Origin of the sequence: Psychrobacter sp. JCM 18903, from assembly GCF_000586475.1 — a bacterium.
Classification (GTDB): Bacteria; Pseudomonadota; Gammaproteobacteria; order Pseudomonadales; family Moraxellaceae; genus Psychrobacter.
The window spans coordinates 1-18,897 of record NZ_BAWJ01000032.1 but is presented as its reverse complement, the minus strand read 5'-3'; the positions used below and the strand labels follow the sequence as shown (position 1 = coordinate 18,897).

11 protein-coding genes and 2 pseudogenes are annotated in these 18,897 nt (G+C 44.2%); 2 read left to right on the top strand and 11 right to left on the bottom strand.

From position 1 onward, the window contains the following. The 10 genes from TT12_RS17970 to TT12_RS17950 form a co-directional block, all read right to left on the bottom strand. Nucleotides 1-2,966 (bottom strand): ATP-binding protein (locus TT12_RS17970; protein ID WP_045456099.1); only part of this gene is annotated, 2,966 nt, incomplete at its 3' end. Further along, nucleotides 2,933-6,160 (bottom strand): DNA repair ATPase, encoded by a 3,228-nt coding sequence (locus TT12_RS17965; RefSeq protein ID WP_243443751.1) that lies wholly within the window; start codon nucleotides 6,158-6,160, stop codon nucleotides 2,933-2,935. The genes TT12_RS17970 and TT12_RS17965, both read right to left, overlap by 34 nt. Before the next feature lie 489 nt (nucleotides 6,161-6,649). Beyond that, nucleotides 6,650-8,629, bottom strand: coding sequence for a flotillin family protein (locus TT12_RS14235; protein ID WP_243443750.1), 1,980 nt, complete (start codon nucleotides 8,627-8,629; stop codon nucleotides 6,650-6,652). Between the two features lie 250 nt (nucleotides 8,630-8,879). Next, nucleotides 8,880-9,545, bottom strand: coding sequence for a hypothetical protein (locus TT12_RS14230; protein WP_045456097.1), 666 nt, complete (start codon nucleotides 9,543-9,545; stop codon nucleotides 8,880-8,882). Between the two features lie 182 nt (nucleotides 9,546-9,727). Next, a complete protein-coding gene (locus TT12_RS14225) occupies nucleotides 9,728-10,732 on the bottom strand; it encodes a beta-propeller domain-containing protein (RefSeq protein ID WP_045456094.1) in 1,005 nt (334 codons plus the stop codon). A gap of 270 nt (nucleotides 10,733-11,002) precedes the next feature. Continuing rightward, the gene (locus TT12_RS17960; protein WP_243443749.1) at nucleotides 11,003-11,149 is read right to left on the bottom strand and encodes a hypothetical protein; all 147 of its coding nucleotides are present in this window, start codon (nucleotides 11,147-11,149) and stop codon (nucleotides 11,003-11,005) included. After that, a complete protein-coding gene (locus TT12_RS14220; RefSeq protein ID WP_243443748.1) occupies nucleotides 11,110-11,490 on the bottom strand; it encodes an META domain-containing protein in 381 nt (126 codons plus the stop codon). Before TT12_RS14220 ends, TT12_RS17960 begins: the two co-directional genes overlap by 40 nt. Nucleotides 11,491-11,807: 317 nt before the next feature. Next, nucleotides 11,808-12,917 carry a lipase secretion chaperone gene (locus TT12_RS14215; RefSeq protein WP_243443747.1) on the bottom strand — a complete coding sequence of 370 codons (1,110 nt, stop codon included), beginning with the start codon at nucleotides 12,915-12,917 and terminating at the stop codon, nucleotides 11,808-11,810. A gap of 75 nt (nucleotides 12,918-12,992) precedes the next feature. Continuing rightward, a complete protein-coding gene (locus TT12_RS17955; protein WP_243443746.1) occupies nucleotides 12,993-13,451 on the bottom strand; it encodes a hypothetical protein in 459 nt (152 codons plus the stop codon). A gap of 17 nt (nucleotides 13,452-13,468) precedes the next feature. After that, nucleotides 13,469-14,068, bottom strand: a complete 600-nt coding sequence (locus TT12_RS17950) for an esterase/lipase family protein (RefSeq protein WP_243443745.1) — start codon at nucleotides 14,066-14,068, stop codon at nucleotides 13,469-13,471. Nucleotides 14,069-14,367: 299 nt separating this feature from the next. Between TT12_RS17950 and map the strand changes: the two are divergent. Together map and glnD are read left to right on the top strand one after the other, a co-directional pair. Beyond that, nucleotides 14,368-15,157, top strand: a pseudogene (map, locus tag TT12_RS14205) (type I methionyl aminopeptidase). A 214-nt stretch (nucleotides 15,158-15,371) separates the two neighbouring features. Continuing rightward, a pseudogene (gene glnD / locus TT12_RS14200) lies at nucleotides 15,372-18,080 on the top strand ([protein-PII] uridylyltransferase); the annotation flags it as partial. Between the two features lie 152 nt (nucleotides 18,081-18,232). On the opposite strand, the gene TT12_RS14195 reads toward glnD, so the two are convergent. Continuing rightward, entirely contained in the window at nucleotides 18,233-18,895 is a 663-nt protein-coding gene (locus TT12_RS14195; protein WP_045456092.1) for a hypothetical protein, read from the bottom strand. Nucleotides 18,896-18,897 lie beyond the last annotated feature (2 nt).

Below are 18,897 nucleotides of genomic sequence, written 5' to 3'. Positions count from 1 at the left end.
TCATAATCATCAAAGATTTTATTTAGCCTGTTGAGGCTATTGACAATTAGCTTGCCTGATTGATCGGTACTGCTATCGATGAGTAATTTCTCATCCATCTGCATCGTCAGCGGTGCAAGCGCCTCTTTTAATGCGTTTGCCATAAGTGCGGTCTGCTGAGTGATGTCAGGCGCATCGCTATCTACGGTTTGATGCTCTTCATTTTTAATCAGGCTCTCAGTCAGACTACTAGACAAGCTATTGGCCATTTTCTGTGCTAGCTCTTCAACGGCATTGACCAGCTGCACCATCAGCGCTTTTTGCACCTCTTGGTTTTGCTTGAGATACTCACCTTCTGCCTTCTCAGCATTGTGATCATGCTTATATATTTGCATCAGCTGATTCAGACTTTTCTCAAAGCCATTATCGATACTGTCACTGACGACTTTGGCATTATTGATCACGCTATCGGCAAGGATTTTCTGTGCTTCTAATTGGCCGTTTAACTGCGCATCAAGCTGCGCTTGTTGTCCTGCCTCTCGTAATCGAGCGATTTGTTCAGGATCATTTTTCGTTAAGTATATCTCAAACTGGCTACTGATGGCATTGAAGCCACTGGCCAAGTCGACCAGCTGGGCAACGATACGCGCGCCCGTATCACCGTCTTCTCCGCCCATGGCTTTGTTACGTAAAAAGTCTGCTTTGATTTGCGTCCAACGCTGCATTTCTGCTTCGGTCAACACACCGCGCATCTCGCCAAGCTTGAGCAGATTGCTCTCTGCGCCTTGGGTCAGTAGCTGTGACTCTCCCAAATAGTGATCGTCTATCAGCTGGTTCAGCTCACTCTTATTCATGACCGCCGACAGCTTTTCAGTCATCTTATTCATATTACGATAACTGCCTTGCAGCTTAAATATCGGCTCAACGCGGTACTTATCGTCTTGCGAAGCAGAGGCGATATACGCTTGGTTAACATCCAGAATGACTTCTTGCACCCTAAACATATGACGCAAGATCGCGACAATCTCATTAATCTCTGAAGTGCTATACGGATACGTCAAATCACCGCTTTGAGCTTGGGCAAGATTCGCATTGTCCGCTTTCGCCATTTTGATGAGACGATGCACATCGCTCAAATCGCGGTTGGCAAGTGGTGCTAATACGGCATTAGAGGTCAGCGAGTTTTCGATATAACTAAGCGCAAACACTTCTTCCATGCCGCTCATGATATCGCCTAAGTTGTAGATATCGGCACGGTTGGCGAGCATGTCTGGCACTTTGAAGGCCTCGCCGCTCTCGGTATATGGGTTACCTGCCATGACTACGCAGAACTTTTTGCCGCGCATGTCATAAGTTTTGGTTTTGTCTTGCCAGACGCCATCAATACGGCGTGTACCATCGCCGAGCGAGATAAATTTCTGTAAAAATTCCGCATGCGTATGCTGAATATCATCGAGATAAAGCATGACATTATTGCCCATCTCAAAAGCTAAGTTGATTTTATTCAGCTCTTCTCGTGCGGTGGCATTGGGCGCTTTTTCAGGATCTAAAGACTTCACATCATGACCGAGTGACGGACAGTTAATCTTCATAAAGATAAGGCCCAGACGGTTTGCCACGTACTCCATCAAAGTCGTTTTACCATACCCTGGTGGCGATATCATCATGAGAATACCCATCAAATCGGTACGCTTATCTTCACCGACCGTACCCATCTGTTTCGCAAGGTTATCACCGATGAGTGGCAGATAGCTCTCGTTAATCAGACGGTTACGCACAAATGAGGATAGTGGACGCGGCTTAAACTCGTCCAGTCGCAACGTCTCTTTTGAGTCATGCAATATCTCTGAGCGCATGGCCAGATAGCGTCTATAGGCAGGGATAATTTGGGTATCATGATGATGCAGACGATTTAAGAAATCATCAACGGCAAAGGTTAACGTCTGCTGATGAATACGTGGATGCTCACCCAGTAAATGATTGACTTGTATTTCAAGCGACACTTTACCCGTGCTACGCTCAAAGCTTTGCACTTGATTGAGCGGATTATTAATACTGGTCAATGACGTGATCGATGACATAGTCGATGAAGTGATTGAGGAAAATGATAAAGCAGATGGCGTGGCACTGGTGCCTGTACTGCCTAAACCTTGATTACCTAGTCCTTTAGCATTTAGTCCTTTATTACCTGACCCTTTAACACCCATCCGTTTATCAAAGCTAGCACCTGAATAAATCAATCGTTGCACCAAGGCTTCACGTTGGGCATCGTTCAATTGAGTGAGTAAAACGGCTATCGCCTCCGGCACATAATGACGGCCACTTTCTAATTGCTGCTTACGTAGCACGTTTTGTGCTTCAATCTCGGCAAGCTGCGCTTCGCTGAGTGCTTCACCTGCTTCGTTGGTGCCATCAGTCGCTACGTTAGCCGATTCATTCTCACCGCAAATCTTCTCAAGTAATGCATGGAACCAGGTTGCCAACAGCTCATAAGCTGATTTTGGTTGGAAGCCAAGCTTGCCAATAGAAGATTGCAGTTGGTCAAAGCCAGCTGTGCTTTGCAGGCTGCCTGACGCACTGTTTAGCGTTTGGCTTAGCTGCTCACACAACTGCTGCGCTTGTTGGCTGGTTTGCCAGTTTACTGTGCTGTTTGCGCCTGCACTGGTTTCAACCGACTGCCCCATCACGCTAACCAAATATTCGCAAGCAAGCTGGACATAATTTGGTTTGAAGATGTTGGCGTTGTTATCAACGCTAGCATTGTCATTGTTATAAGCAGTGACAAAATCACGCATCACTTGGCTCATGTCTTCGACCAATAAAGATTTGGCCGTATCACTACCCAAGGCACGGCGCAGTTGCTCAGCGGTCGCAGCTCTATCCGTCCAGTTGCTCGCTCGCGTCAGCACAGACTCATTTAACCAAGCGTCATAACCAAATTGGCGTAAGCTGTCTAAGCCAGCGCTTGGACGATATTCAGCTGCCAATAAAATAGTTGCGCCAAGGCTCGTACTTGCGGGGTATAAATCAGCAGTCCTGCCTCGCGCAAGGTCGGCAGTATTTGCATCAGTAATAGCGTAGCATCATGGTCATGAATGCCTTTGTCATAGCCGAGCTGATAACGAGGAGTAGCGTAGGCTTTGACCAGTTTGGACAAGGGGCTGTCATTATCAATATCGCCATTCACATCAAGGGTAATGACAGTCGCATCGTATGCTTGATATAGACGCGCTTCCGTCAAACCCTCTTGGCTGTTTTTGGCACTTTCGATAATGCTATATGCTAAGTACTCGGCGCGGTAAACGGTATCCGATTCGGAAGCAATATTCATGTCCCAGTACGGGCGCAAGGCGTTTAGCTCAACATTATTAAGCACTTCATAATAGTCTGTGCCCGTTAGATGTAGATTTAAAACACGATTGCCATCTGACTGCTGACGACTCAATAACGTCAAATCAAGTGGCTGAGTATTGACCGAAAAACGGTGCTTGCCCAGTTTAATAATCTGACCACCATCTTCAAATAAATCTGACTTATCTTTTAGACTCTTATAGCTCTCTATTTGGATGGCTTTTAGGCGAGCATCGATGTCATCGGCTTTGACGCTAAAGCCCATCGCTTGTAGCTCTTTTGCGATGTTACGAACTTTTTGCACCAGACCATCAGCCGCAAAATACGTATTTAGCGCTTCTTCTTCTGTAAAGCCTGTAACACCAGTGCTTTGCGTGCGTTTTTTAATACTCTCAAGCATTCGTAGCGCGCCATCACCTAAGTTTTGCGCTTTGCGGTTGCGGGCATCGAGCAATTGCTGCTTATGATTTTCAAAAGTCTCGTAAATCTCTTCACGCTTACTGATAATGTCTGCTAAAAACTGATCGCCACTATTGGTCTCTGGATCAGCGAACTGACTTTCTAATTCTTCTAGCTGCACCAATAGCTTAGCCATTTGCTCATCTGATTTCTCAGGGGTATTGGCAATGGATAAGGCATTGGCAATCGATTGACCAAATAGCTTAAATTGCGCGCCAAATTGCGCCACGGCCTCCGCTGAGCCTAGATTTTTGCGTTTATGATTGAGTTTGGCTTTGCTCTGATTTAGGCTCGCATAGATAGTCGATATATCATCGATAATTTGTGTGCGTACGGTGGCATCAGCCACATCTAACGTACCTAGTAGCTCGGTTAATAAATCTAACCCTTGCGCTGTCTCATCGATTTTTTCTAGTACGGGTTTTAGCTCGGCATTGGTTTCAGCCGTATTTAAACGCTCACTGACATCGACCAATATATCTTCGTAACTTGATAGCGCCTCTTCGCCACTTAAAAACAGCACCGTTTTTTCAGCCAGCTCGCCCTCTGCTTCTTCTAACTGCGTCTGTAATGCTTGTAGCTTATCAGCATCTAAATAACGCAAATCTTCTAAGCTGACCAAACGGCCTTTTTGACGTCTTAACGCTGACAACTGATCGACATAATCACTAGCAGACTCAAAGCTAGTGACGCGTATCTGCCGCAAAATCTCACTTTGCTGGGTATCGGCATCGGCTAACGCGGTTTGGGTTTGCTTTTGGATACTTTGTACTTTGGCGAACTCATCAATGACCAGCTCTGCTGTCGCCGTCACTTCTTTAATACTACTGGCGACTTCGCTCAGCTCAGGCTCAGACAACCAATAATAGCTGTCGAAGAGTCGGCTGGTATTATTGGTAAGCTCTTCATAGAGCTTCTGTGATACGCTTTGATTATCAATCAGGCGAGTAATGCTATACAGGTCTGAGATACCACGTACCAACTCTTTATTGCCGATCTTGCCATAAAAACTCGTGCTCTCTGGCAACTCACTGATATACTCGTGTGAGGCGTAAGGTGTGTGCCATATCTGCATCGGATGAATACGAGATGGCTCACTTTGGTCACTAAACAGCACCAAACGGCCATTCTCAGCCAAAGCCATACCGTTGCAATAGATAGGATTTGCCAATTGCTTTTTAATCAAATTATAAGGAAACAGCCCCGTGACGCCCAAGTCTCTATCGTAAAATAAGAATAGAACATCTTCCCCATTTGGCGATACAATTTTACGCTTAAACCGTAAGTCAGTAGCACCAACATTATTGGCCTCGAACAGCTTATACTCGCCTGTCTGTAGATAGTAGCCACCCGGAAACATGATGCCATGGTCTTCTGGTAGCTGAACACACGACTGTCCAATCGCGTCCAATCGCAGTACCGCTTCGGTCAAGGTGTTATAAACGAAATAACGGTAGTCCTCTTCACGATAAGGCAATATTTTAAGCAGTATTAGACTGCCGACTTTGGCATACGCAATCTCGGCATCGGTAAGCGACTGGGTACGGTCATTGACTGGTTCGCTATAAATACCTTGACCGGACTGCGTATTGTCCTCAATCTTAATGGTCAAATCGCCACCGACCGTTTCCACGAATATCGTGTCTAAGATATTCATATGCGGATATTTGCCATTCACCATTTGATCGCGGGTGGTATCAATCCAGTCAAAATCATAAGCAGGCGGCAGTTCAATATCACGCTCGCCTCGGTTGTCCACATAAGCGACTTGCGCCGACTCTGGTGTGCCTTGGCTAAAATCTAACGCAAAACGGAACACTCGAATATCGGTGATGCGCTCACCAATCTGAAATGCCAACAGCAATTTGCTGTCTTTCACCGTTATTTGAATCAGGCGCGTTTGCTTGTAATATCGATACAGCTCATTGAAGTCTTGGACAAAGGCGTCTTGAGCCAAAAACGTCCCTTTTAAATCGACCTCTTCGAGCTGATACTCTTCTTCATTACCAACTGGCTCGTTCAGACGATATAACGACAATACATCCTTAATATTGCTCGCGCGTTTGAGCCCCATAAAAACGTTGTAGCCAAATAGCAGATAATCACCAACCTGCACCATGTCTTGTGCCACACAGTTGTATTCGGTACGAATACGAGTACGGGCGATGACTTGCATTTGGGTGCTGCCAAACTCTTCGAGACGCGCATTATTGAGCGTCTGCGTTTGCGTCTCTAAACGGCCGCCTTGTTCCGTCAGACGTTTTTTGATGAGCTCATAAGCATTGCCTGAAGCAACTGCCTGATCGGTTTGGTTGGCTTGATTAGCGTTATCGTTGCTGTCTGAATTTGTTGAGTTTTGCGTGTCCGCCATCGTTGCTCGTCCGTTTCTGTTTTTACATAATATAGTCAATCCTTTATAAAAGAGCTACAGCGTTAACCTCGCTTGAAGTATCACATATACATCTGCACTCGGTTGCCTTGTATCTCTTTTAAACTGAATCCACTATAAGAGAGTTTTGGGCAATAAAGAATCATTGAAAGTAAAGAAGCACTTGGCTAATCTAAAAAAACGAGTGGTCACTGCTATTTTTTTAGATTAGCCAACTCATTATAATTCATCGTTCTAAATCACTATGAGTTAGCCAAAAAATCTGCCGCCTACACGACAGATTTTTTACTTTAGAAAATATTACTCATTCATACTGTTAGACAAAAACTTGTCCACTAATACTTGCCCAATAACACTAGACATTTAGACCCTATTAATAAGTCGTTTTATCATCATTTTTCTGGTTTGATTTCATGGCTTGACTGGCCATCACACCATTGATGATACCGCTCAATGTGTCTGACTTACCCGCTAGGCATCGATGGCTTTACCGATAGACAGTGACTTGGCAAAGTTGTCAAAGAAATGCGCTTCGCCGCCAACAATATCGATTTTGGCTTTCTGTAACGCAACTGCCAATACTTCAGCATTCTCTTTCGCAATTTCTTTACCAGCGTCAATTGAGGCAAGCGCTTCTTGCAAGGCTGTCTCAAGACTCATGCGGAACTCTTCGTGCTCACGTGCCTCTTTGCTCATGCTACCCATGGCATTGAATTTCTCGACCAGACCATCTGCTTCAGCTTGGAAATGTGCACGAGTAACTTCGGCTTTTGCCAATCCAACTTCACGTTCTGCTTTGGCATTTGACTCACCGCGAGCTGCGATGACTTGAGCATCTGCCATGCCTTTTTCACGCTCAGCTCTGGCGGTAGATTCACCACGAGCGGCGATGATTTCTGCATCGACCATACCGATATTACGTTCAGCTTTTGCCTTAGATTCGCCGCGAGCCGCGATAACCTCAGCATCTGCCATGCCTTTTTCACGATCTGATTGCGCTTCAGCTTGTCCAGTTGCTTTGATAACATTGGCTTTCGCAATGCCTTCTTTTTCTAAAGAAGCGGCTTTGACTTCTTGGATAGCCGCTTCAGCGAAGCCATGTGCTGACTCTTCGGCTTTGGTACCTTCGGCCATTTTAATTTTGGCTTCTGAATCTTTAGCGGATGCTTCAAGATTAGCAGCGGCAAGCGTGGTGATTTCGACGGCTTTATGCTTGGCAGACAGCTCTTCTGCTTCGGCTTTTTTCACCTGACGTACTTTGATTTCTTCCGCATCGGCTTCTGCTGCTAGCACACGTGTTTGCTTAGAACGCTCAGCTTCGCTAATTTCGCGGACTTCTTTGATACGCTCTTCTTCTTGCGCAACCGTTTTATCTACCGCGATACGTTCACGAATGACGTTGGCGATTTCTTTTTTCTCAAGCTCAATCGCACGTTCAGCTTCGATACGTTGCAAGTCAACTTCACGCTCACGAGAGACAATTTCTAAATCACGGGCACGCGTGACTTTTTCTTCTTCGATGACGACCGCACGCAGACGATTTTGACCTGCTACTTCGATTTCACGTTGCTGATTCTCACGCTGAATGGCCAAATCCTGCTCAACCGAGATAACAGCCGTTTCAGACTTTTTACGCTCTTCTTCTTCAATCTTGCGGGTTTCAGCCGTTTCGCGTGCAATCACTGACGAGATTTCACGTTGCTGTTTGGCTTCGGCATCGGCTTGCTGACGCTCAAGCTCTAGCATTGCCTCTCTGGTTTCGACATTCTTTTTCTTAACAGCCAATTCTTCATCACGCTCAAGCTCGTTGGTGATGACGTTCTGAAAGGCCGTTAATTGCGTAATCTTTTTGATACCTTCAGCATCTAAGATATTACTTGAGTCTAATGAAGATTTTGGCGTTTGCTCTAAATAATCAATCGCCACATCTTCTAAGACATAACCATTCAGATCGTTACCAATTTCTTGAACGATGCTGTCACGAAACTCGCTGCGGTTTTCAAATAGTTTGACGAAATCAATCTGCTTACCAACCGTTTTTAAGGCTTCTGAGAACTTGGCATTAAACAGCTCGTTGACAGCGACTTTATCTGACGCACGCTCTACCCCAACCGATTTGGCGACTTTTAGCACATCCTCTTCGGTTTCATTGACGCGTAAATAAAATGCCACGGTGATATCAGCACGCATGTTGTCTGCGCAAATCAAACCTTCTTTACCGCGTCTGTCCACTTCTAAGGTGATGAGCGATATGCGCATCAATTCTTTTTTGTTGATGACTGGCCAAACAAAACCACCATCAAAACGTACGGCAATTTTACTCACACCGTTGATAATGAGTGCTTTGCCCTGCTCGACCTTAAAGTAAAAGGCCTTGAGCATCAATAGTGCGACCATCATAAAAACAAACGCCAGCACTACAACCACGCCGACGATAATGAGTGTGTCCATATCCATTCCTTTAATTAAAACATTCCATAATCCCTTCAATATAAATCAGATACGCTATCAGCCTGCTAACTCTACTATTTATGGCACTGTTTATAGCATGTGCGCTTTATAGCCCTGTCACGCACCATTCTGATATCTGAATTATCTTGAACAGACTATAACCAAATTTAAAACGATTCGTGCTATTTCTAAAAACTCGCTATTTCTGACAATCAATTACTTCTAAAAACGATTAGCTTTATTCATAGTTTTACAATATTTTTTTATCTTCGACGACAGCAACTCGATAGGTATTGGCTGCTTCTAAATACTCCACCAACATCACTCGATCGCCTTGTTTCAGCAAGCCATCATTGATGTCTGAACGAATTTTGAGTATCAATCCTGCACCGCCATCATTCAATTCTGCTTCGCCATGCTTGTCTGTGACACTAAGCGTACGCACAACAGCGATCTTACCCACATTATTGGACGAATTACGTTTGGGAATTTTGGCGATATTTTTGCGAATCGGCGAAATAATAATACCTGTCAACCACATGGATACGACCAATACGAAAATGAGCGCCCCTGTACCGAATAAATAATACAGAACACCAGAATCGAAATATTGGTGTAAAAAGCTGGTATATAAATAGCTGAGCAACCAACCGATCAAGCTAATTAAGCTTAGTATGATGATTAAAGGGACACCGTAAAGACCAAATTTGAGCATGAGACCGGTAAAAAAACCAGTCGATGATAAGGTAGAGACATCAGCATCACCGCCTGACTCACCAAGGTCTACGCTATCCATATCGGCCATACCAAGTAGAGAGACTATCCAATATAAGGTGACGAACATCACAAGCCCCGTAAAAATAATCGTGGGATATAAACTGATTTTAGTGATAAAGACTAAAAAAGCTTCTTGCATTGCGCGTATTCTCCTTTTGCTCACCAAATCTATTAGCTCAATGACTTGGTTATGCAAATTGGTATTATGTGGATGATGCTCACTCGAATTAATGCTGCCAAGTTTACATTTTTTAAATCAACTTATGTTGTTTTATCAAGGATTATATATACATTCCATTACATAATACATAGGTTTTGCCTTTAGCGTCCCCATATTGGCGAACGCACGACTCCGCCCATCTTACTGCCAATGGCATAACTTGTATTACCAGATAATGAGTGAATGACCAAGCTGCCGCCATTTTGACCGCCCACTTGTGAAAGCTTTGTCGGATAGACAGCATACTGTGCAGATGGTGACAGACGCGCTGGTTCATCAAGTCCAGTCTCTGCTAGATTGATAACTTGCCCTGTAGCCAGCGTCATCACCGCAGCCTTACGACCATTGAGATAGGCCATGCGCTGACCGTCCAAGCTCAGTTGCGGACTGGCGACATAGCCACTTGTTAGCACAGGCGTGGCACTAGCAGTCTCGAAGTTATAGCGATAGATACGTGGGCGTCCAGTGCGGACTTTATCACTGGTATAGACAAAACTTTGCCCATCACTGGCGTAGCTTGGCTGCACTTCCGTGCTCGGTAACGTAGTGAGCTGTGTGGTCTTACCTTCGCTCAGACGCATCTCATAGATATCAGCATTGCCGCCGACCGTCGAGCTATAAAGGAGTTTTTGCCCATCAGGTGAGAACGACGCTGACATATTGCTGCCTTCAGCATTTACCACAAGGTTGCGGATGTTGCTTTTGCGATCATAGATATAAATCTTAGGATGCTGGCGCGGCGCTTGTTTACTATATGCCAGCAGTTGCCCATCAGCTGACCACGCTGGCGCATAAATATAACCATTAAGCTGATCGATTAACTGACGATCACTACCATCAGGACGAATGCTATAAAGCGTCGATATCTTTGCAGCTCCGATTCCTTGCTCCTCGACATAAGCAATGCGCCCTTGCCGATCTATCGCTGACATTTGCACCGTTAGTGGATTGCTCGCACTCATATTATTAGCAGGTGCTTGCATCGTTTTAGACATCGTACTAGGCAAGGTCTGACAACCCGTCAACAGAATAAAAGTCGTTAGTGCGGTGATATTACTTATCGTTCTTATATTGACAGATGATTTTGATACAAGCATTTTTGACATAAAATAACGTCCAATAAAGTGTTGATTATTGCGTACTGAGAATCTTGACAATCAAGGCTAAAAGATTGAGTGCATTAAAATATCCTAGCCTAAAGACTTTACTTAATAGCAAATGACAGTGTAGCGTAAACCATGCCAAATTTTGGACAAAAAATACCCCACTAGATAGTGAGGCATTTTTTAAAAGTACATCTGGCTTTTATAGAACATTGCTTTTATTCAACCTTGCTCTTAGCAAAGACTATTCAAAAACCATTTGTAATGACTAAATTATTTAGAAACGGCTTTGAAATGGGCAACTTGATTGCTATTGGTAATGGTCAAGATAGGCGTGTTATTGGCATTTTTACTGATGCTATATTTACCTTGTACGGTCGCTAAAGTCGCCGTATCAAAACTTGCTTGTGGCTCAGGCATGCCATCATAGTAGATAAAACGTTGCCTAATACGACATTGCCATTCACAACCTTGTAGTCAGCGCCCATGTTATTACAGGTGTTCATAAAGGTCACACGGTCACTGCCGCTATCTTTGAAGAACTTTAGCGTCAATGGCTTCGCTGGATCAAAGAACAATTGACTAACTTTGTCGCCATTGCTGCGTTTTGCGTCAACTAGCTGCCAATCATATGCTTGTAGCGTATTAGAAGTAATTGGTTGAGTCACTGGCGCTGTTACGCTAGGGGTGGTTTGGCAACCAGCAGCCAATGTACCTACCGCAAGCGTTGCTGCCATCATCATTTTAGTCATGTTTTTCATATAAACTCCTCTAGTGGTTTTTTTAGAATAAAAAATAGCTCTTATCCTAAACATTCGTTTTTATTATGATTAATTTACTGTTTTATTCATTATTCTCAATAATGCGGTCATTATGCACAACTGGAGCTTAACTGTCATTATAGATTGAGTGTATGATTACCCTGTTATTTGTTGCGCTCTATAGTCTTTTTGCTAACCTCTATTGTTAGACGGTACATTAACTGCTAACACTTTTTCTATAACTTCTCGAATATACTCTGAAAACCGACAATTTCTCGTTAAAATTATCGTTTTACTTATTTATGTTAGGCATTACTCTAGATTGGCGCTGTTCTGTTGTTGCAAAGCAGCATAGCTACCAAACGTTTGCGTTCAGCCTCACTAAATAGCTGCTGTTCGATTTGATTGATTTGGGTTTGTGCTTGCGTTTTATCTGCACTTTGACTTAATAAGCGCTGTTTTTGAGCTTGATATTGGTCGAAACGTTGAGCAAAGTTAGCATCTTCTGCATCGACTTGCGCGAGGCGTGCGGCGGCTGGAGCACCTACCAGATCACGACGCATGTTATACAATTCCTGAGCCGTTGCCCCTTTTGCTTGCATCTGTTTTGTGCGATTCATCAGCTCGTTCAGATTGGCTTGCTGGGTGATACCAGCTTTGAGCGCATTATCTGGCATACGGCTAATGTAGTTCTGCCGTGTTGCCTCTTTTTCCACATCCGTTAGCTGCTGGTTTTGGTTAATTCTGACCATCTCCATACTATAATCATCATACTCCTCTTCTGCACCAAAGAAGGCGGTAATGGTTTCTTTAGTAAAATACTGCTGACGCAACTTGGCTACATCTTGCTTTTGCTGAGCGACGACATTCAGATCCAGCTCACCGCTTTTTGCCGCTTGTAATTGCAGATTGCCATAACGTTCTTCTATTTCAGAAATGGCTTTAAGATAGGTAATATATTGGTCAAATATAGTGACCGCTTGACTAGCGGCTGGCTCTGGCGTGTGGTGACGAATATAGCTTTCGACACGGGCATAAATAACCGCTTCATCTTCTTCACCCAGCGCCGACAAAAAATAATCGAATAAACGCCGTAGACCTTCAGTGACGACCAACTGCTTATTTTCGTCGATGATGATTTCGCCGTCAATTTGCGTGCCTTGTAATGAGCGCGGCAAACGCTCCAATCCAGTGACAAATAGAGACTGGTTTTGGTTTGCAGTAGTTGTTTGCACTACTTGGCCATTATCCAGCGCAGTTGATAGAGTAGCATCAGCCTCACTAGTGAGGGCACTGGATACTGGTTGCGCTGTAGCCATACGTGTATTATCAGGTTTGAACCACATAATCACCGCCGCCGTTATGGCTATGCTAACCACGGCGATTATAACTATTGGTAGATAGGCTGGGCGGCGATTATTCGACATAGATGAGGGTTCTTTTTATAAGTCAGCTTAAAGGCTTATGTTTTTAAAAGCGTATGTTATTAAAAGCTTACATTATTAAAGGTTAGCGTTTTTAAGACGATTGACCTGAGTACGATAGATGGATTTTGGCTCAGAATCGCCCCATGCCGTCAGACCCAATACTTGATCGGCTGAATCCAAATGATTCATTCTATAATTATCCCGAATCACATAACCAAGACGACTTGAGCAAGCAGATACCAACCCATCATTAGACTCGCCTGCAAACGGTACGCCCGTTGCTGCTAATAGATAATCACTAGGATCCAGTGCGCTCGTTATTTGCCCAACCCCGCTGAACGAATAGTATTTGATACCATTGACAGCAGTACTGGTCGGCTGACCACAATAGTTTTTTGGCATTGCCGCGGGAAATTTGGCATTGAACTTAGCAGCACCATCAGTTGATAAAGCCACGAGCGCTTGCCAGCCATCTTGCTCTTGTATCTCTTTAAAACTGATACCTGAGCCAACGTCTGTAAAGCCACCAATCAAATTGAACACGCCTGAGACTAGCTGTGTTGTGACATTGGATGGATTACCTGTGGTGTTGTTTGGCTCAAGGGTGTTTTTGACAAAATCTGCCGTTTTTGACCCTTGTTCTGGGCTTGAGACTGCGTGACTGATGCGACATATTTTGGCGCGACGCCAGCGACATAGCGGATATCTATACCGCCTTGACTGTGTCCAAATAAATTGACTTTAGGCTTACCTGAAATGGCAGTGATGGTTTTGACTTGTTGCAGCAGTTGCTCTCCGCGAATCTCACTGTTATTGACGGCTGACGTTTTGGTGGTATATACCTCTGAGCCGCCTTTCATCAACTCTTGAGGAATACCATTGAAGTAGTCGATAACCCCAAACAAGTTAGTGAAGCCGCCAAGACCATGTGCCATAACAATTGGGTATTTTGTATCAGTATGATTTGACGTCCAGTATTTGTTGCTGACCAGCTTACATCCGGTTGAATTGGCGCAATTATAGTATTGACCAGCAGCTTGAGCCGAGGTGGTTTGTAAAGCCATTAAAAGTACACCGGCACCGATAACACCAAGTGAGGGGAGAAATGCGCTGGGCGTGAAAGCCAAAGCTAGAGAAGATTTTAGCGTCATAATAACGTCCTTGTTATCATTAATTTTGAATTATCTTTACCTCATAATATCGGCAAAGATTGCTGCTAATTCCTTTAGCATGCAAAATTACATTACTTATATCTTCTGTAACATTCAACTAAATTGTCAAAATATGAATATATTATCGTGACTAGAGGGTCACAACTGCCCCTACTTCGCTGTAAAGCAATTATTATCAATAATAATGATAGGTTCACTATCACTTAACGTAAAACAGCGGCGTCTTCATTTATGTTATAATTCAAGCCATTAATTCCATAACTATAAGTAATATAATGATGACTAAAAAATCCCTTATCCAGTCCCCAGAAGCCATAGAAAAAATGCGCGTGGCCGGTAAACTTGCCAGTGACGTCCTAGTCATGCTCGATGAGCACGTTCGAGTTGGCATCAGTACCGAGGCACTTAACCAAATCGCCCATGACTATATCGTTAATGTGCAACAGGCTATTCCTGCACCGCTTAACTATAATGCTTCCCAAAATCAATTTGTACCTCGATTAACCATGTGGTTTGTCATGGTATTCCAGCCGAAAACAAGCTACTCAAAGATGGCGATATCATCAATATCGATGTGACCGTGATAAAAGATGGCTACTATGGCGATACCTCAAAAATGTGGATCGTTGGTAACGGCTCTATCATGGCACAGCGTATCTGCAAAGTGGCACAAGACGCCCTATATGCTGGTATGAGTGTCGTCAAAAACGGTGCGCGTCTTGGTGATGTCGGTGCTGCTATCCAAGCAGTGGTCGAGCCTGAGCGTTTTAGTATCGTCCGCGAGTTCTGTGGTCACGGCATTAGTAATGAGTTTCACCATGAGCCGCAAGTCATGCACTATGGCAAAAAAGGCACAGGCTTTGAGCTAAAAACAGGCATGACCTTTACCATCGAACCGATGATTAACCAAGGTACATGGCAAACCAAGATTTTGCCTGACGAATGGACGGCGATTACTAAAGACCGTAAGCTGTCAGCACAGTGGGAGCATACGATGGTCGTGACCGATAATGGCTGTGAGGTGTTTACCACTCGCCTGAAGAAGATTTGAGTTTTTTGACCCAGTAATATCAAAAAAGATCGCCTAGGCGGTCTTTTTTTGGCCAATAATTGGGTCATATTGAGTATTGTGCTCACCCGCTTTTTATCTTTATACTCTGATGACTTAATAACTTATATTGGTAACTTCTACTTGTGGCTTTTGTCAGCTACCAGCACACTGTTGATTCTACGCTTTTCAGCTGAAACGTTTTATTTTTAAACTCTTAACGGGATAACACTCATGTTTACTTGTGATGTCGCTTCTATCGATCTGACACCTTTACCTCTATTATCAAAGGATATAGCGACAAACGCGTCACTGCTAGCGGACACTCCTGTCACTGAAAAGTCGCTACTGGGTATTCCTCACTGGTTGACTCAAATTAATCAGGATATGAACCGTGCACTTGAGCGCGGTGTCAATATTCGTCAATTGGTGGCGGCACGCTCTGGTGCGATTGACGAATTGCTGATTGCCTTGTTTAACTGGTTTGAGCTGGATAAGACAGATTTGGCTTTATTTGCCACAGGCGGTTATGGTCGTGGCGAGCTGTCGCTTTATTCAGACATCGACATTTTATTGCTCTCCCCTGATGAGATTGGCGCTGATGCCAGTGGGAAAATAGATCGGTTGGTGGCGCTATTGTGGGACATAGGATTAGAGCCTGCTCTCTCGGTACGTAGTGTTAATGACGCTTTAGAGGCGTCGCTCGATCACACCATTGCCAGTGCACAGCTAGAAGCTCGGCTATTAATTGGTAATGAGGCTTTACAGGATGTGCCCGTTCAAATTGTCAATAAACAGTGGTCGCCACGTAAGTTTTTTGAAGTAAAAATCGCAGAAGCTAAAGCGCGATATTTACAGCACAATGCCACCGAGTACAACCTTGAACCCAATATAAAAACCGCCCCTGGTGGTCTACGCGACATTCATATCATCGGCTGGGTAACCAAACGCTATTTTCGAGTGGGTAAGCTTTATGACTTAGTACAACAAAACTTTTTGACTGAAAAAGAGTTCGATGAGCTGAACTTTGCAGAAGGTTATTTATGGCAAATACGTCATTATCTGCATGTATTGACTGGTCGCAACGAAAACAAGCTGCTGTTTGATTATCAGCGTGAGATTGCCCAATTGATGGGTTATGAGACGCAGCCAGACGATCAGCCAAATGCCGCCGTCGAGCGTTTTATGCGCGACTATTATCGCTGTGCCATGCAGATATCAACGCTGTCTGAGATGCTGACCAATCACTATTACGAGACTATTATAGAGCCGCAGTTGCCTGATGATGAGCGTCCAAAAAAACAGCCAATCAATGCCCGCTTCAACCAAGTTGGTGACCAAATCGCCATGGCGCATCATCGGGTTTTTGCTCAGCATCCTGATGCTATCCTAGAGATGTTTTTACTGATGGGTCAGTACGGTATCAAAAACGTGCGTACTCATACGTTGCGTGCGCTAAAAATCGCCGCGCGTGGCATCGATCAAGTCTACCGTGATAACCCCGCTCACCAAGCGCTCTTCTTAGCCAATTTAAAAGAGCAGAATTATCTGTTTCATCGCCTGCGTGCCATGAATCGCTACGGCGTCTTAGGCAGCTACATTCCTGCGTTCGCCCAAGTGACGGGTCTGATGCAATATGATTTATTTCACCGTTATACGGTTGATGCGCATACCTTATTTTTGATTCGGATTTTACATCGCTTCACCGACCCACGGTTTATGAAGATTTCCCACTGGTCAGCTCCATCTTTCAACGTATCGAGCGCAAGGAAATCTTGGTACTGGCCGCCATGTTCCATGATATTGCCAAAGGTCGCGGTGGCAACCATAGTGAGCTTGGTCAAACCGAGTCGACTGAATTTTGTTTGGCGCATGGTATGAGTCTGGCAGATGCCAATTTGGTCGGTTGGCTCACTCGCTATCATTTATTGATGTCGATGACTGCTCAGAAAAAAGACATCTCAGATCCAGAAGTGGTCACTATTTTTGCCAATTTAGTCGGTAATGTCACCCACCTCAATCATTTATATGTGCTCACTGTTGCGGATATGAATGCGACCAATCCACAGTTGTGGAACAGCTGGCGTGCCACATTAATGAAACAGTTATACTCACAAACTCGGCGCATTTTGCGCGCTGATATCGATGCACCTACTAATCGCCAAGATATGATCAGTGCGACACGAACCCAAGCCTTAGCGATGCTCGATAATGTCAACAATCAACACATGAATCGCGATGAGGTCTTGAGGCTATGGGATGATTTGGGTGATGAATATTTCTTGAGAGAAATTCCTGAAGACATCTTATGGCATACCGAAGCCATTTTGAACCATCCGCCGATTGGTCTTGCTTCTAATGCAGATAGCCCGCCATTGGTGGTATTACGTGAGCATCGCGAGCTGGCACTTGATGCGGTACAGGTCTTTGTTTATACCCAAGATCAGACGAACCTGTTTGCAGTCACCATGGCTGTATTCGATCAAATGAACTTGGATGTTTTAGACGCCCGTATCATTACTGCTACCCGCGATTTTGCTTTGGACTCCTATGTACTGCTCGATCCAGTGGCACACTATTGGTCGATGAGGACAGTCAACAAGAGCTCAAACAGCGCTTAATCAATGCCTTTAAAGACCCGACAGTACTGAAACTTACCAATAAGCGCATACCGCGTCAGCTTAGACATTTTGAAGTGACCACGGTGATTAATTTTGAGTTTAATGAGGCTTCTGATCAGCATATTATGAGCTTAGAAACCTTGATCAGCCGGGACTATTGGCAAGAGTAGGACAGGTATTTTTGCAGGAGAAAATTGAGGTGCATGCTGCGCGTATCACCACTTTGGGCGAACGTGCAGAAGATATGTTTTATATCAGCGATCAAAATGATGAACCGCTATCTGCTGCTAGACTTGACGCACTACGATCCGCCTTGATGGCAGTCTCAGTATGCAAAGAGAACAGCCTGCTGTTTACAGCAAATGTGATTGAACAAATGGGCTTACAAGATAAGTCTAAGATAAATACTCAGCGTGTATCATCCATTCATGGCACGCTTTGTATTTTTTAACCCGTTAATATCAAAAGCACCTTTTATAAGGTGCTTTTATATATCATTTCGCTAGCGTGCTCATTGAGCTCATCATCCGCAAGATCTGGTGGCAGAATCTCTGCTTCAATCTGTTTTTGCGTCAGTATTAAGCGCCCAGCGTTGACCTCTTTTTGCAGCAAACAATGTAAACTTGCTAAATGAAAATCTCTGCCAAAACACTCATAGATTTGTCTTAGAGAAATAGGCGATTTAGCGTGCACATCGGGATAAAGGCTGTCCTCTGCTAAGATAATCATCTCATTCAGTGCCTCTTCACGCATCAACTCATCTTTATCGATTTTACGTTGCAAGCTGTCTGCCATTCGACTTTTGGACGCGAGCATGGCCATAAAAATCACTGTCTGTAAGACAAATAAGGCAGTATATTGCCATAAGGGTAGTAAAATACCGAGCTGATTGCTAAGCAACATCAGCACCATCGCAACGAGCACATAACTGACCAGCTGCCACAGTAACCACATCATCAAGCTGTTTTCACCGTACCAAAACATTTTTCGTTCTTTATGGCTAATTAATTGCTGGCGAGCTTGCCACCAGCTTTGCTCCCGCTGTTTTAATAGCTCGTACAATTTGGTTCGCTGTTGCGCATCATCAAAATTTTCATCTTGAATGTCTGTCGCGTTAAGATCATTAGTTTTTGAGATAC